The organism is Pseudophaeobacter sp. C1-32P7, from assembly GCF_041008775.1.
GTDB lineage: Bacteria > Pseudomonadota > Alphaproteobacteria > Rhodobacterales > Rhodobacteraceae > Phycobacter > Phycobacter gallaeciensis_A.
The window spans coordinates 94,231-108,821 of sequence record NZ_JAXGFR010000006.1 but is presented as its reverse complement, the minus strand read 5'-3'; the positions used below and the strand labels follow the sequence as shown (position 1 = coordinate 108,821).

The 14,591-nt window shown below is 62.3% G+C and carries 13 protein-coding genes; 3 read left to right on the top strand and 10 right to left on the bottom strand.

Annotated elements, in window-relative coordinates; translation table 11 throughout:
- Window positions 1–8 precede the first annotated feature (8 nt).
- From SM763_RS10460 to SM763_RS10450, 3 genes are all read right to left on the bottom strand, one after another.
- Window positions 9–2,363, bottom strand: a complete 2,355-nt coding sequence (locus SM763_RS10460) for a peptidoglycan -binding protein (protein WP_368998485.1) — start codon at window positions 2,361–2,363, stop codon at window positions 9–11.
- Window positions 2,364–2,366: 3 nt separating this feature from the next.
- On the bottom strand, window positions 2,367–3,554 hold the full coding sequence (locus SM763_RS10455) for a biopolymer transporter ExbB (RefSeq protein ID WP_065272865.1): 1,188 nt from the start codon (window positions 3,552–3,554) through the stop codon (window positions 2,367–2,369).
- A gap of 77 nt (window positions 3,555–3,631) precedes the next feature.
- Window positions 3,632–4,162 (bottom strand): gamma-glutamylcyclotransferase, encoded by a 531-nt coding sequence (locus tag SM763_RS10450; RefSeq protein WP_274830167.1) that lies wholly within the window; start codon window positions 4,160–4,162, stop codon window positions 3,632–3,634.
- A gap of 69 nt (window positions 4,163–4,231) precedes the next feature.
- Between SM763_RS10450 and SM763_RS10445 the strand changes: the two genes are divergently transcribed.
- Entirely contained in the window at window positions 4,232–5,230 is a 999-nt protein-coding gene (locus SM763_RS10445; RefSeq protein ID WP_368998484.1) for a DUF2125 domain-containing protein, read from the top strand.
- A 36-nt stretch (window positions 5,231–5,266) separates the two neighbouring features.
- Here the strand turns inward: SM763_RS10445 and SM763_RS10440 are convergent, their stop codons facing one another.
- The 4 genes from SM763_RS10440 to SM763_RS10425 form a co-directional block, all read right to left on the bottom strand.
- Complete coding sequence (locus SM763_RS10440; RefSeq protein WP_368998483.1) at window positions 5,267–6,106, bottom strand: extensin-like domain-containing protein; 840 nt, start codon at window positions 6,104–6,106, stop codon at window positions 5,267–5,269.
- Window positions 6,103–7,023: a prephenate/arogenate dehydrogenase family protein gene (locus SM763_RS10435; RefSeq protein WP_368998482.1), complete on the bottom strand. Its 921-nt coding sequence runs from the start codon at window positions 7,021–7,023 to the stop codon at window positions 6,103–6,105. The genes SM763_RS10440 and SM763_RS10435 overlap by 4 nt, the downstream gene beginning before the upstream one ends.
- Entirely contained in the window at window positions 7,020–8,111 is a 1,092-nt protein-coding gene (gene hisC / locus SM763_RS10430; RefSeq protein WP_368998481.1) for a histidinol-phosphate transaminase, read from the bottom strand. Before hisC ends, SM763_RS10435 begins: the two co-directional genes overlap by 4 nt.
- Before the next feature lie 131 nt (window positions 8,112–8,242).
- Complete coding sequence (locus SM763_RS10425) at window positions 8,243–9,667, bottom strand: aminotransferase class V-fold PLP-dependent enzyme (RefSeq protein WP_368998480.1); 1,425 nt, start codon at window positions 9,665–9,667, stop codon at window positions 8,243–8,245.
- Between the two features lie 103 nt (window positions 9,668–9,770).
- On the opposite strand from SM763_RS10425, the gene SM763_RS10420 reads away from it, so the two are divergent.
- A complete protein-coding gene (locus tag SM763_RS10420) occupies window positions 9,771–10,232 on the top strand; it encodes an Lrp/AsnC family transcriptional regulator (RefSeq protein WP_368998479.1) in 462 nt (153 codons plus the stop codon).
- Between the two features lie 51 nt (window positions 10,233–10,283).
- Here SM763_RS10420 and SM763_RS10415 read toward each other — a convergent pair whose 3' ends face one another.
- From SM763_RS10415 to SM763_RS10405, 3 genes are all read right to left on the bottom strand, one after another.
- Window positions 10,284–10,856: a PA14 domain-containing protein gene (locus tag SM763_RS10415; protein WP_065272857.1), complete on the bottom strand. Its 573-nt coding sequence runs from the start codon at window positions 10,854–10,856 to the stop codon at window positions 10,284–10,286.
- 205 nt (window positions 10,857–11,061) lie between these two features.
- Window positions 11,062–11,682 (bottom strand): 30S ribosomal protein S4, encoded by a 621-nt coding sequence (gene rpsD / locus SM763_RS10410; RefSeq protein WP_065272856.1) that lies wholly within the window; start codon window positions 11,680–11,682, stop codon window positions 11,062–11,064.
- Window positions 11,683–11,951: 269 nt separating this feature from the next.
- Window positions 11,952–13,019, bottom strand: coding sequence for a Hint domain-containing protein (locus SM763_RS10405; protein WP_368998478.1), 1,068 nt, complete (start codon window positions 13,017–13,019; stop codon window positions 11,952–11,954).
- 703 nt (window positions 13,020–13,722) lie between these two features.
- On the opposite strand from SM763_RS10405, the gene SM763_RS10400 reads away from it, so the two are divergent.
- The gene (locus SM763_RS10400) at window positions 13,723–14,472 is read left to right on the top strand and encodes a response regulator (RefSeq protein WP_274830175.1); all 750 of its coding nucleotides are present in this window, start codon (window positions 13,723–13,725) and stop codon (window positions 14,470–14,472) included.
- Window positions 14,473–14,591: the final 119 nt, after the last annotated feature.

Below are 14,591 nucleotides of genomic sequence, written 5' to 3'. Positions count from 1 at the left end.
GCCCCGCCCTAGCGTTCGGTGAATTTCAACTCGATCCGCCGGTTCTGGGCGCGGGCCTCTGGCGTGTCGGCAGTGTTGACGGGCTGATATTCGCCAAACCCATTCGCCGCCAGCCGCCCCGGCGGAATGCCAAGCGCATCAATCATGTAGCGCACCACCGACAGCGCCCGCCCCTGGCTAAGCTCCCAGTTATCCTTGAACTTCGGATGCCCCAGAAGGGTCGTGTTGTCGGTATGGCCATCGACCCGGATGATCCAGTTGATCTCAGGCGGGATCGCAGCGGCCACGCTTTGCAGGATGCGGGCGACCTTGGCGATCTCCGCCTTACCCGCCTCCGACAGCTCGGCGCTTGCAGGGGCAAACAGCACTTCGGAGGCAAAGACGAACCGGTCACCTTCAATCCGCACGCCATCCTGGCTGCCCAGAACATCCCGCAGGCGCCCGAAGAACTCCGACCGGTAGCGCTCCAGATCCTGCGCCTTGTCGGCCAGAGCTGCCGCCTCAGCCTCCAGCCGCTTGCGCTCCTGTTCTTCCAGAATCCGGCGCTTGCGCTCTTCCGAGGCGGCGCGGGCCAGCGCGGCGTTCAGATCCTGACCAAGGTTCTGTAATTGCACCTGCTGCGCTGCATCGCGCGCCTGATAATCGTCCAGAATGGCCTGCAGGCTACCCAGCTGTTCACGCAGGGCCGCGATTTGCTGGTTCAGCAGTGCCGCCTCGCGCTGCGCCTTGGTCGATAGCTGTTTCTGATCGGCAAGTGCTGCGCGGGCCTGCGCCAGCAGCGCGGCGCGTTCCTCTGCAAGGTTGCGCTGCCCCTCGGCGCTGGTCTCTGCCTCCTTCTGGGCATTGAGCGCAGCAAGCAAGCGCTGTTGCAGCACATCCGTATCGCTGGCCGCCGCGCGGGCGTTTTCCAGTGCTTCCAGCGCAGTCAGCAGACGTTGCTCCACCGCAGCCCGGTCCTCTGCAGTGGAACTGGCAGCGCTGCGGGCAGCGGCAAGATCAGCGCGGGCCTGCTGCAGTTGCGCCTCAAGCCCGGCCTGCAGTCTGGCAGCATCCGCCCGGACCTCGGCCAGCTGTTGTTCCAAGGCACGCCGCTCTGCGTCGGCCTTGTCTTCGACCGCGCTCAGCGCCGCTTCCAGATCCGCCCGGGCCTTGGCGTGGTTTGCCTGAAGCTGGGCAAGCTGGTCTTCATACTGGGATTGCGTTTCGACCGAGGCCGCCTGCTGCCGCGCCAGTTCCGCTTCCAACTCGTCACGGGTGCGGGCGGCCTCTTGCCGGGCGGCCTGCAGATCTGCAGTCAGACTGGCGCGGGTTGCGTCTGCATCGGTCCGCACCCGGTCGAGTTCCGCCTCGAGAGCACTGACCCGCGCCTCGGCCTCGGACTGGCTAACCTCCATCTGCGCCAGAACCCGGGTCAGCCGCTCGGCCAATTCGTCCCGTTCCCGCGATTGCGCGCGGGCGGCTTCCAGCGTGGCAAGCGCCTCTTCCAGCTGGCTGTCCAGCTGCGCCTTGGCAGCCTCGGCGGCGGCCAGAAGGGTTAGCGTATCCTCGGCCCGCTGGCGTTGCGCCTCCAGCGACAGGGTCATGGCGGTCAGTTCGGCGTCAGCGTCTTCCAGTTTCTTGCGCAGGGCCTCAGCCGCCGCAGCTTCGGCCAGACGGGCAGTTTCTTCTTCGCTCAGCTGGTCTTTCAGATCGGCCAGCTGAGCCTCTTGCGCCGTGCCTTCCGCCTGCAAATCAGCGATCATCGCCTCCAGCGCCTCGCGCCGGGCCGCAGCCAGCCTCGCCGCTTCGACACCGGCATCGATTTCATCACGAGCCTGCGCCAGCGCCAGGTTCAAGGCTTCCTGTTCGCTCAACAGCTCAGCCCTGTCCGCCTCCAGCTGTTCCCGCTCCGCGCTCAGATCCGCGATTTCCGCCGTTGCGGCCTCCTGATCGGCGATCAGGGCAGCTACCTGCGCCTCAAAGGCAGTGATGCGGCTACGCGCGGCCTCCAGATCGGCAACCCTCGCGTCCCGCTCAGAGGTGAGCGACGCAATCAGCGATTTCTGCTCGGCAATCTGTCCCTCGGCCTGCTGAAGTTCGTCCTGCGTCGTGCTCAGCGTTGCGGTGAGCGCGCCAAGCCGGGCGGTCAGAAGGTTGTTCGAACGTTCCTCAAGCCCCAGCGCATTGGCCAGCGCCTGTACCTCGGACGAGAGTTCGTCCAGCTCGCTTTCCTGTCCGGTGATGGTTTCACGCAGAACCGATTGCACCACCATGAAAATGGTCAGCACGAACATCAGCACCAGCAAAAGCCCGGTCATCGCGTCGACGAAGCCCGGCCAGATCGAGGCCTGGAACCGTTGCCCAGTGCGCCGGGACAGGGCCATGGGTCAACCCTCGTCCTGGGAGGCGGCCTTGGCTGCGCGCTGGCCGCCCCGTGGCGGTGCAAAGGCCTTGACCATCAGGTCGATATCCTTGCGCAATTCGGCCAGGCTTTCCTGTCGACCGGCCGAAATTTCCTCAAGGATGCGCAGCATCTGCACGTCGATCGAGCGCAGCCGCATGCGGCTTTCGGCATCAAGGCCCACATCGCCATGGGCGCGCATGATCTCGGTCAGGGTTTCCTGCCCGACAGCCACCCGCTCCAAGGCCGCGCTCAGCGTTTCATTCTGTTCCTGACGCTGGTTCATGTCGTTGATACTATCGACCAGCTGCGAGAGTTTTTCCTCGACCGCGACGCGGCCCTGTGCGGTTTCGGCGAACATGCCCTGCAGGGCATCCATCTGCTCGGCCATTGTATCCAGCACCTCGGAGACGATCCCGCTGTCCCCGGCCCCATCCTCGCCCGAAGAAAAGCTGACTCGGGTAAAGGAGGACAGCCACTCTTCCAGCTCGCGATAGAACCGGTTCTGGCCGTGCCCGGCAAAAAGCTCCAAAAGGCCGACGATGAGCGACCCGGCAAGCCCCAGAAGGGAAGAGGCAAAAGCAACACCCATGCCGCCCAGCTGCGCCTCAAGCCCGGTCATCAGGCGGTTAAAGATGGTCAGGCTTTCTTCGCCCTCCTGCGGGGCAAGGCTGCGAATGGTATCTACAACCGCCGGAACCGTGGTCGCCAGACCATAGAACGTGCCCAAAAGGCCCAGGAAAATCAGAAGGTTGACGATATAACGGGTGATTTCCCGGTCTTCATCGATCCGCGTTGCCACGGAATCCAGGATCGAGCGGGTCGAGGAAGAGCCAAGCTGCATCCGCGCACCCCGCGACCGCAGGAGCGAGGCCAGCGGCGCCAGCATCGACGGTGGCCGGTCTTCGCCGCGGCTGCCGCCGCCGGCAAAGCTTTCGATCCAGCGCACCGAGCCAATCAGCTGCACGACCTGCCAGAAACAGGCCAGCACCCCGATCACGAAGACGAAAAGGATAAACCCGTTGAGCCAGGGGTTGGCCTGAAACACCGGCAGTACACGTGGCAACGCAACGAAGGCGCCAAACCCGGCAAGCCCCAATGCAATCAGCATCAGAATGACCTGTCGGACCGGTTGGGAAAACTGGGGCCTGATCTTACCGTCTGGCTGCGCCATATTAAGGGGCTCCTGCCTCTTTCAGTGCTCGTGTCGCGCCTGAAGCCTACAGGGAAAGAGAGTGCAAGGCCAAGGCTTTATGCTGTGATCTGCCGGACGCGCCCCGCCAGCCAGTCCAGATCTTCATCATTCAGCCCGATCTCTGCCAGATGGCTTGCGGTATTATAGAGGTATTCGGTGTTGGGCCCCCGTCCGCCCACCGCATGGGCAATGATCCGGGCTTGTTCCTCGAGGCTCATCCCGCCGCAATACTGCACATGATGGGGGTCGATCACATAGGTCACCGCAGTGACGAGATCCCCGGTGTGCAGCTCCACCTCCAGATCCCGCTCTACATAGGCCGAGGAGATCAGCTCACGCTCGCGCAGATAAACCAGCGTCTCGGTTTCAGCGCCGTTTTCCACCGCCAGAGCAAGGCCCGTGCAATGAGCCCCGGCGACCTCATCCAGTGCCAGAACCAGACCCGGTTTCTCTTCAGTGCCGCGATGGTGAACCGAACTCATGCAGAAGGAGCGCGCATAGCCCTGCAGCGTCGCGATCTCGCGGCGCGCGACGGGAAATCCCGGGTTCCACAATAGTGATCCGTATCCGAACACCCACATGGTCATGACAACTGGTCCTTTCTGATCCCTGTCTGTAAACAGCAAATCTGCTCCGGGCAAAAGAGGGTCTTTGGCATGCGCGTTGTGAAACTTCTGGTGGCTGCCGGGCTGGTATGGAGCCTGTATTGGGCCGCCAGCGCCTGGGGCCTGCGCAGCGGTATTGCCCAATGGTTCGATGAGCAGGAGCGGCAGGGTTGGCTGGCGGAATACGCTGCGCTGGAAAGTTCCGGTTTCCCGACAGCCCACCGGACGCGCATCCTGCATCCAACACTAGCCGACCCCGGCACTGGCGCCGCCTGGAGCGCGGATTGGATCAGCCTCTACAGCCTGCCCCTGAAGCCGCAGGAGGTGACGCTGCAGTTTCCCCCCGCCCCGCAGCGCCTGTCACACTATGATAAGACAGCAGTCCTGCAGGCTGCGGACATGCAGGCGGACCTGCAGCTCGCGCCCGGATCAGCCATGTCACTGGAACGGATGGCACTGCAGGCGGCAGAGTGGAAGATATCGCGGGCGGGTAAGGTCCTGCTATCCGCCCCTGCCTTTGCCCTGGACATGACCCGAACGGGGGACACGGAGAGCTATCGCATTTCGGCCCGGGCAGAGACGCTGCCCCCCCGCGGCAGATTGCAACGGATGCTGATCTCAGCCGAAGAGCTGCCACCCAGCCTGACCGATGTCACACTCGCGGCGGATGTCCTTTTTGACACCGCATGGGACCGACGCGTGCTGGAACTGCGCCGCCCACAACCGCGCAGGATCACCCTGACGCAGGCAGAGGCGCATTGGGGCGCCCTTGCACTGCGGGCCAATGGCAGCGTGGATGTGGACGAGGCTGGCCGGATGAGCGGAAAGGTGGATATCAGGGCAGAGAATTGGCGTGGCCTGCTACGGCTTGCAGAACGCTCCGGCCTGCTCCCCGCCCGCCTGCGAAGTGGCACCGAACGGATCCTGGGGCTGCTGGCTCAGATGCATGGCCGCGAACAGGATCTCGACATTGCGCTGTCGATCACCGACGGGCAGATGTACCTTGGCCCTCTGCCACTGGGCGCCGCTCCGCGTATCACGCTCTACTGAAGGAGCCTGTCGGCATCCCTCACGGGTCTGACCTGGTCAGCGGCAGTAGGATCCACCCCGGTGGCGCGCCACATCCAGATGGAAGTGATCCTTGTGATAACGATCCGCGTCAGGCCCTAGTACCGTGCCAAAGGGCCCACAAGCCGCCTTCCAGATCTTGCGCAGTTTCCTCCGGGTACGGCGCTTCTGCCAGCCTTCCAGAACGGTGATCGTCTCACCGTCCTCCAGGGTAAAGCCGGAAATATCGATCGCCTTGCCCTTGCCATGTTCGGAAATACGCGCGCCTGGGCGGTTGTTGCGGGTGCGGCAAGAATAATGCGCAGCGACCCGCAGCGACACTACGCGATTGCGGCGGCCAAATGCCTTTTCCACGTCCCGTTCGACCCAGCGGTTCAGCGATTTCGCCATATCGCAGGTCATCACCGATTTCTTGCTGAGCCGCACACCTGCGACCGAGGACACCCGCACCGCCGATTTCGCACCGCAGCCCGGCAGAGAGCCGACGACAGAGCCAACCGGCTCTCCCTGAATATCAATATCGCCGCAGACCGAGGTTTTACGCAGCTTGCGCCGCTTGAACAGCACCTGCTGAACAATGGCATCGGGGCGCAAGCTGGGGCGCAACGAACTGCCCGGCCCGACATCGGGCAACGTGACCGCACCCAGCGCCGCCACGGCTAAGGTTTGTTCTGACATCGGCCGCCCTTGTGGTCGCATCAGCTCGGGCCCCGCCAAGGTAGAGACCTCAAGTTCGGGGCCCGGTGCGGCTGCAATGCCTGCCGGGCGCCCGGCCGAGCGCAAGGAGTCCTCTAGCGCCGTTGCAGCGGCGGCATCGGCCAACAAAAGGCCCAGCGCAAAAGCAGCCCGGGCGATCATGTCTTCTTTGCCCGTCCGAAATCCGGTGCATCCGTATCCTGCCCGGCCTCGATGATCCCGCGGCGGATGGCACGGGTGCGGGTGAAATACTGGTGCAGATGCTCCCCGTCGCCGGTGCGGATCGCCCGCTGCAGGGCAAAAAGCTCTTCGGTGAAGCGGCCTAGGATTTCCAGCGTTGCGTCCTTGTTGGTCAGGAACACGTCGCGCCACATGGTCGGGTCCGAAGCCGCAATCCGGGTAAAGTCCCGGAAACCAGCAGCCGAGTATTTGATCACCTCACTATCGGTCACCCGGCGCAGATCGTCGGCAACCCCCACCATGGTATAGGCAATAAGGTGCGGCGCGTGGCTGGTGACAGCCAGCACCAGATCGTGGTGATCGGCATCCATTTCATCGACATTGGCGCCCATCCCCTCCCACAGCTCGCGCAGACGCTGCACGGCATCGGGGTCAGTGCCTTCCACCGGCACCAGAAGGCTCCAGCGATTGTCGAACAGTTCGGCAAATCCCGCCTCGGGCCCGGAATGCTCGGTGCCTGCCAAAGGGTGCGCCGGGACGAAATGCACACCTTCGGGAATATGCGGCGCGACGGCCTCGATCACATGGGCCTTCACGGATCCGACATCAGACACCGTGGCGCCAGGTTTCAGCACGCTCGCGATATCCTGCATCACCGCGCCCATGGCGCCGACCGGCACACAAAGCACCACCAGATCGGCGCCCTCCGCAGCCTCGGCGGCGCTGTCGCAGACGCGATCACACAGCCCGATGCGCCGGGCGGTGTCCCGGGTTTCGGCGCTGCGGGCATAGCCAGTGACCTCACCCGCCAGCCCGGCCCGCTTCATCGCCCAGAACATCGAGGAGGCGATCAGCCCCAGCCCGATCAACGCGACACGGTTGTAGACTGGCGCGCTCATGCTGCGCCCTGCCCGGCCTTGAAGGCCTTGACGGCAGCAGCAACGGCGCGGCAAGCGGCTTCGTCGCCGATGGTGATGCGCAGCGCATTGGGTAGGTTGTAGCCCGCCACCCGCCGCACGATCAGCCCCTGCCCCTTGAGGTAGTCATCACAGGCCTCAGCCTCGGCCTGGCTGGCAAAGCGCGCGAGGATAAAATTTGTGCAGGAGGTATCCGAGGGCACCCCGAGTTCAGCCAGTGCCTCGGCCAGCCAACCGCGCCATTTGGCGTTTTCCGCGCGGCAGCGGTCGACATAATCGGTATCCCGCACCGAAGCCTCGGCCGCAGCCAGCGCGGTGGTCGAGACATTGAACGGTCCACGCAGGCGGTTCAGAACGTCGATGATCTCCTTCGGGCCATAGCCCCAGCCGATGCGCGCACCACCCAACCCGTAGATCTTGGAAAAGGTGCGGGTCATGAAGACATTGTCACGCTCGGCCACCAGCGAAGCGCCTGCATCGAAGCCCTCGACATATTCGGCATAGGCGCCATCCAGCACCAGCAGCGCCCCCTTGGGCAAGCCATCGGCCAGACGCGCCACATCGGCGGCGCCGATCATGGTGCCGGTGGGGTTATTTGGGTTGGCGATAAACACCAACTTGGTCCGCTCGGTGCAGCCTGCAAGCAGCGCGTCCACATCGGTCACCCGCTCATTCTCACGCACCTCGACCGGGGTCGCCCCTGCCGCCTGCGCGCTGATGCGATACATGGCAAAACCGTGCTCGGTATAAAGCACCTCATCCCCCGGCCCCACATAGGCCTGACACAGAAAGGCGATGATCTCGTCGCTGCCAGCACCGCAGATGATCTGCGCCGGGTCCAGCCCATGCACCTCACCAATGGCGGCGCGCAGCTCAGCATGATCCGAGCTCGGATAGCGATGCATCGTCGCCGCAGCCTCGCGCATCGCTTCGATGGCGCGCGGGCTGGGGCCGAGAGGGTTCTCATTCGAGGAGAGCTTTACCGTGTTGCTCACCCCATCCACATGGGCAGCCCCACCCTGATAAAGGGCGATGTCCATAATTCCGGGCTGCGGTGTGATCTGGGTCATAAGAGGGACTCCTTGGTTCCGCCCCGTTCATACCCGCGCACAACGCAATCGAAAAGCCGCAAGATGCCCTCAACAGACGCAGTGCGCTTTTTGCGCCGCCTGTCGTCCTGTGGTCGCCGACCCTGGCCTGATCAGGCTGCCCTTGGCTGGAACCGCGCGGTCGCCGGGTCCGCCTCGTATCGCGCAGCCAGATCCTCGGCCCGAAGAGCCAGATCATTGACGCTGTCGATGATATATCGCGCGGTTTTATCCCGCATCAGGTAGGAAAAATTCAGCCGCACCCAGCCGGGTTTGCGCAGCTCCTTTCCGGCCTGAAGATCCGCGAACAGCGCATTTGAATCCTGCGCATCGATATCCAGAAGCCGATGCGCATAGGGACCTGCGCAGGCGCAGCCGCCCCGCGCTTGAATGCCATAAAAGTCGCTCAGCATCCGGGTGAACAGCTGCTGATGCACGGGTCGCCCCGAAGCCCCTCGAACGGTGAAGGAAAACACCGGCAGGCGCGGCGCAGTCGGGTGGCCCAAAAGGGTCAACTGCGGATTGCCCTGCCAGTCCTCCCGCGCCATGGCGCCGAAGCGGGCCTCCCGGCGGGCGATTTCAGCTTCACCCACGGCTTCCTTGACCAGAAACGCCAGCGCGGCGCGAATATCACCGATCACGTTCGGTGTTCCCGCCTCTTCACGCGCAGCCAGATCCGCGCTGTAGGCATGATCCCAAGGCGAGACAAAGCTGACCGTGCCGCCCCCGGGCCAAGAAGGGCATTTGCGGCGCACCGCATTGCCATTCACGATCAGCACGCCCGATGCACCGGGCCCACCGGGAAACTTGTGCGGCGAGACGACCACGGCATCCTTGCGCGCGCCCCCCTTGCCGCCCATGTCGATCGGCAGATAGGGCCCGCCCCCGGCGTAGTCCCAAACCGCAAGCGCGCCATGGGCATGCAGCAGATCACTGACCGCATCCGCATCGGTCAGGATGCCGGTCACATTCGAGGCCGCCGAAAAACTGCCGATTTTCAGATCGCAGGCGGCATATTCGCTCAACGCCACCTGGAGAACCTCCAGATCAGGCCCGCCCTCCGCCGCTTCGGGGATCTCCACGACTGTTGCGCGACTCTCCCGCCAGGGCAGAATATTGGAGTGGTGTTCATAAGGGCCGATAAAGACCACTGGCGCGCGAGCCTCATTCACGCCCAGCAGGCTGACCAGCCGGTTGAGACCGGCAGTGGCCCCTGACCCGGCAAAGATCACCGCGTCCTCCTGTTTTGCCCCGGTGATCCGCGCGATTTCCGCGCGCGCCGCCCTGCGCAGGCGGGTCATATGGGCACCGCAATAAGAGGCCTCGGTATGGGAATTGGCGTAAAAGGGCAGAACGTCGGAGACGATGAAATCCTCGACCGACCGCAACGCCCGGCCAGAGGCGACATAATCGGCGTAGACCAGCGGCACCACTCCATCGGCGCCAGGGATCTGCACGCCCTCACCGATCAGCTCATCTGCCAGACGCCCTTCGCGGGCCGCATCCTTCAGGGTTTGTTTTATGGTGGCAAGGATCATCTGTTTCTCCGCTCTTCACCACAGAAACTTGACCCTCTGGAACTGGAAATACTCCTCCTAATTTTGGTTGATGGCACACAAATTTGTGTCATATGATCGCTAAATGACTAACAATCTAGATCATATTGATCGCGTCATCCTGCGCTGCCTTCAGGGGAATGCCAGCCTGTCACAACGGGAACTCGCCGAAAAGGTTGGCCTATCGCAGAATGCCTGCTGGCGGCGGCTGAAAGCGCTGAATGACAACGGCGTGCTACAGGGGGCAACCGCGCGGATTGACCGCGCGAAACTGGGACTGGATCTGGTGGTCTTTGTCATGCTGCGCACCCGCCACCATTCTGCGGACTGGCTGGAAACCTTCCGCAGGCACGTTCTGACCATCCCCGAAGTGGTGGATTTTCATCGCATCGGCGGTGATTACGACTATCAACTGAAAGTGGTCACCGAAGACATGACCAGCTACGACAAGGTCTACCAGCGCCTGATCGCGGGGGTAGAGCTGGACAGCGTCACCTCCTACTTCGCGATGGAAGCCATCGCCGAAGGACGCCCCCTGCCCCTGTGACTCACCGGGTGATCGATCAGGGCGCAGGAAGGCAGGAAGGGCCCGGTGTGATCAGTGGCCGAAGGCGGCGTCAGGCATCCACTTCATCCGTGCGCCTTCCGCGCCCATGCGCATGTGAAGGCAAGCCGTGCCAAGGCGCTGAAAATACAAGGCATCCAGCGGATACCATCCGGCTACCGGCACTTCGACTTCGGTCATGACGGTGCTGTCACAGGTCTGCCGCCCATCGAACTGACCAACGATCTGCCCGCCGATTTTCGCCCGCAGCCCGTCATTGGTCAGGAAATCGATATTGTAGACGCCGGGTTTGTCAAAGCGGACATAGCCGGTGATCCGGGCTACCACGTGCTGGGCCTGTTTCGACGTTAGGGTGATGTCGCCTTCGTTAGTATCCCGATGATCAAGGCCTTTCAGCGGGCGCCCGGCTTCGGATCCCTGTTTCAACGCCGCCGAAGCCTCGGACAGGGTGCGTACGTCCTGCGGATAGGCATAACGCACAGCAAGACCGGAGCGGACGCTACCCGGCTGCGGATCTGCTGGTTGCAGCTTGACAGGCGCAGCTGCCAAGGCCGTTGCCAGTGTCATTGAAGCTGCGGCCAGAAACGTGCCGAATACTGTTCTCATCTTGGTCACCTCAGTCTGATGGGCTGCGCATTCCCAATGCTCGGCCCCAAGCCTACAACTGGATACGCCAAATAGACAAATGAGAATCGGCCGCTCAGCACCATTTCGCCGCGTGAAGTTGGTAGCGGCGGGTCGTAACGACTGCCAAAATGGAAAAGGGGCTGCCCGAAGGCAGCCCCTGCGCAAATCCCGAAAGGGATCCGACTTAGTTTTTGGCGTAGAATTCGACGACCAGGTTCGGCTCCATCATCACCGGGTAAGGCACATCACCCAAGGAGGGGGTGCGCACGAAGGTGGCTTTCATTTTGGAGTGGTCGGCTTCGATGTAATCCGGAACGTCGCGCTCGGCCAGCTGAGTGGCTTCCAGCAGGACAGCCAGTTGCTTGGACTTGTCGCGGACCTCGATCACATCACCCTCTTTCACACGGTAGGAGGGGATGTTGACGCGCTGGCCGTTGACCAGAACGTGGCCGTGGTTGACGAACTGACGGGCAGCAAAGACGGTCGGCACGAACTTGGCGCGGTATACGACGGCGTCCAGGCGGCGCTCCAGCAGACCGATCAGGTTTTCACCGGTGTCGCCTTTGACACGCTCGGCTTCACCGTAGATGCGGCGGAATTGCTTTTCGGTCAGGTCGCCGTAGTAGCCTTTCAGCTTCTGCTTGGCGCGCAGCTGGATGCCGAAATCGGACAGCTTGCCCTTGCGGCGCTGACCGTGCTGGCCGGGGCCATATTCACGACGGTTGACCGGGGACTTCGGACGGCCCCAGATGTTTTCGCCCATGCGGCGGTCGATTTTGTACTTGGCAGACGTGCGTTTGGTCACGGCTGATCTCCTTTATTTATGGCTCCGCAATTTGATCCTAAAACCGGTTCCCACTTTTCGGATTGCGGACGCAGGGACAGCAAACCAGATCAGCCAGAACGCAGCCGGGCAAACGGCGGCTATAAAGGGCGTTGTCCTCTTGCCTTGCGGCATGACAGGGATCCCCTTGCGGGGGCCACCAACACCAATGAAGCCGCGCTTATACAGGCAGCCCCGCCCGTGTCAACACCTGCGAACAACGGTATCTGCCATTCAAGGAGCGAAACGGCCTAGGCCGCCTCGTGCCGCAGGATTGCGGCCTCAGATGCGGTCAGGTTGCGGCGGGCAAAGGCGCCATAGTCGAGCGGATTTTCATCAATCCCCGGCAACAGGTTCAGCAGCCGCTGCCGATCCCCTTCCGACAAGGCACTAAGAGAGGCATTGGCCGGATGAAAGCTTTCGCTTTCCACGCCATTTGCCCAGAGCACCTGATGCTCTTCGAACAACAGGTGAATATAGGTCACTTCGCGCAACTGGGTATCCGGGGCAACGCTGGTCCCGTTGATCAGGTCCCGCGCCGCTACCAGCACTTCGGGCGTGTTGAACAGCGCCTGCACGCGCGCGCCCCGCAGCAACAGGCGGTGTTCCGGGGAGACCAGAAGGTCTTCTTCGGGGCGGTCCAACGCCAGCGCCCCGGCGCGCACACGCACCGGACGCAGCGCGGGGTAGACGAACAGGCGGGCACCGCTCATCCGGCGTGCACCGATCCAGCGGATTGCCTGGGGACCGTTGTCACGGGTCTGTACCAGATCACCCGGGCTAAGCCGTTCAACCGGACATGTCCCGCCCGGCGTGTCGATCAGGGTCCCGGGTGTAAAACAGATCAGTCCTGTGTCGGCGCCATTCTGTGGCTGCGCCCTCTGCCCCACATTCAGTGAAAGGTGCACAACCCACAGCTCCGCATCCCGCGGCGGCAGCTCATCCACAAACATCAGCAGCGGCAGCCTGCTAGCCCCGACATCGATCAGCGTCGCGGTGTATTGACGGATCCCATCGGTGACGACAAAGCCCCTGTCCGGAACCGCATCCGCCTGATCCTCTGCTTCGGGGACTGCGCCGGTGTCCAGGGCAGCGCCCACCAGCCTGCGCACTGACCGCGCCGCCCGGCGTCGCATATCCGCCTCACCCTCTGCCACTTCCAGACGCAACAGTTCTGTCGGCCCGTCCAGGCGCAGGCTGTCCCCATGCCACGACCAGGCCGCCCCGATCCTCAGGGCATCGGTCGGCGCGGACGCCAGACCGTCCAATTCTGTTTGCGACCAAGAAATGACAAACGTGCCAGTAAAGCCCGTTTTCATTGCTCTTGCCTGCCTCGGTTTTTGTTATTGTGCAGAACGTACCAATGGCCGTTGTCCAGTGAAAGGTCAAAGTCCGGCCGCCGACTATCCTTGCCTACACAGCGGCAGCAAAGCCACAAATTCATCGTGAGTGCCACGATGGCAACGCACAACCTACCGCAGAAGCCGCCGGTTCACACCGGTCATTCTCTCCCCCTGCCCGGCTAGATATCCTGGCCGGGGCGGCGTGCCATGCGCCAACCCAGTAAGAGATACCAAAAGGTCAAAACTCCTGTCTGATTTTCCTTCGCCGATCCAAGATAAAACCCCCGCAAACTACCATTTTTATTGCAGTTTTTGCGCCACCTAAACTTTGCTGATGCTCTATCATCAGATGGCGCCTAGAACCTTCGGGATGCGCGGCTTCGGACGCGACACAAAGCCCGCGCCCTCCCCTTTAACGTGAATAATTTGAGCGATTTCAATGCCCTGCCAATTGTCAAAAAAATGGATAGGAAAATCTACTGCCCTGCAGCGAAAACCCCTCCAGAATACCCTGCTTACGGCCATCCGCCGCCGCAGCGCGTTTTACAGATTGTTAGCCACTGTGGCGAATAGTGACAGGGTACCCCAATGTGTGTCAGGGGTTGAACGTCGGCCAAGCCCACTCCCGGGCGATCTGAAGTGCCATAGATCCCCGATGTTAGTTAGAAGGTGATCCGGTATGACGAATGACATTGACGAAGAAACCATCAGTTCCACAGTTCCTGAGGAAGTCCCTCAGGAAGCACAGCAACCTTTGACTGCGCTGACTTTGGATGACGATCCGATCGACCGATTGCGCTTGATCAAAACCTGCAAGAAGGCAGGACTGCAGATCGAGTTCACAGAGGTCGCCACCGTCGCCGACATGCGCCGGGAACTGGACCAGAACACGTTCGATATTGTGTTCCTTGATCATAATCTGGGCATGGAAACCGGGCTGGATGCGCTGAAAGCGCTGATTGCCCATGAAGACCAGGCCGACGCAATCCCAATCATGCTGACCAGCGTCACCTCCCACCATACCGCGGTCGAGGCGATGCGAAACGGCTGCGCGGATTACATCGTCAAGGAAGAGCTGACAGTGTCAGCGCTGATCAAATCAGTGACATCCGCAATCGAGCGGCGCATTTTGTTTTCCGCCCTGTCAGGAGCACAGGCCTTCCAGCGCTCGGTTGGTGAAGTGATCGAGCGGTTCATGCTGACCTGCGGCCCGGAAATGCGTGAGATCCTGAGCAAGACCCTGGCCACCCTGCGCGGCCTGAAGGCGATCGAGAAAGCAGACCAGACCCTGGATCCGGTCATCCTGTCGAATTTCACGCTGCTGGAACGTGGCTGCAAGGATCTGACGGTACTCGTCGATGATCTGGTGAGCGTGGTGGCTGCAGCCCGCGGCGTACCCGTGCGCAAGCGGCCCTTGATCAGCAAATAATATGCATCAAGCCCTGTTCCGCTAATTTGGATTCTTGCGCGCCCGCAGTGCAGTGCCAAGGCGGTACCTGGCCGATAAACACCCGTTGGCCCGGATACAATTCCCGGAGCGACCAACGC

Coding starts and splice junctions, on each gene's coding strand:
- hisC (WP_368998481.1), bottom strand. CDS start 8,111: ATGACCCAGATCACACCGCAGCCCGGAATTATGGACATCGCCCTTTAT.
- SM763_RS10445 (WP_368998484.1), top strand. CDS start 4,232: ATGCGCGTTGTGAAACTTCTGGTGGCTGCCGGGCTGGTATGGAGCCTG.
- SM763_RS10460 (WP_368998485.1), bottom strand. CDS start 2,363: ATGGCCCTGTCCCGGCGCACTGGGCAACGGTTCCAGGCCTCGATCTGG.
- SM763_RS10455 (WP_065272865.1), bottom strand. CDS start 3,554: ATGGCGCAGCCAGACGGTAAGATCAGGCCCCAGTTTTCCCAACCGGTC.
- SM763_RS10400 (WP_274830175.1), top strand. CDS start 13,723: ATGACGAATGACATTGACGAAGAAACCATCAGTTCCACAGTTCCTGAG.
- SM763_RS10415 (WP_065272857.1), bottom strand. CDS start 10,856: ATGAGAACAGTATTCGGCACGTTTCTGGCCGCAGCTTCAATGACACTG.
- SM763_RS10420 (WP_368998479.1), top strand. CDS start 9,771: ATGACTAACAATCTAGATCATATTGATCGCGTCATCCTGCGCTGCCTT.
- SM763_RS10450 (WP_274830167.1), bottom strand. CDS start 4,162: ATGACCATGTGGGTGTTCGGATACGGATCACTATTGTGGAACCCGGGA.
- SM763_RS10425 (WP_368998480.1), bottom strand. CDS start 9,667: ATGATCCTTGCCACCATAAAACAAACCCTGAAGGATGCGGCCCGCGAA.
- SM763_RS10435 (WP_368998482.1), bottom strand. CDS start 7,023: ATGAGCGCGCCAGTCTACAACCGTGTCGCGTTGATCGGGCTGGGGCTG.
- SM763_RS10405 (WP_368998478.1), bottom strand. CDS start 13,019: ATGAAAACGGGCTTTACTGGCACGTTTGTCATTTCTTGGTCGCAAACA.
- SM763_RS10440 (WP_368998483.1), bottom strand. CDS start 6,106: ATGATCGCCCGGGCTGCTTTTGCGCTGGGCCTTTTGTTGGCCGATGCC.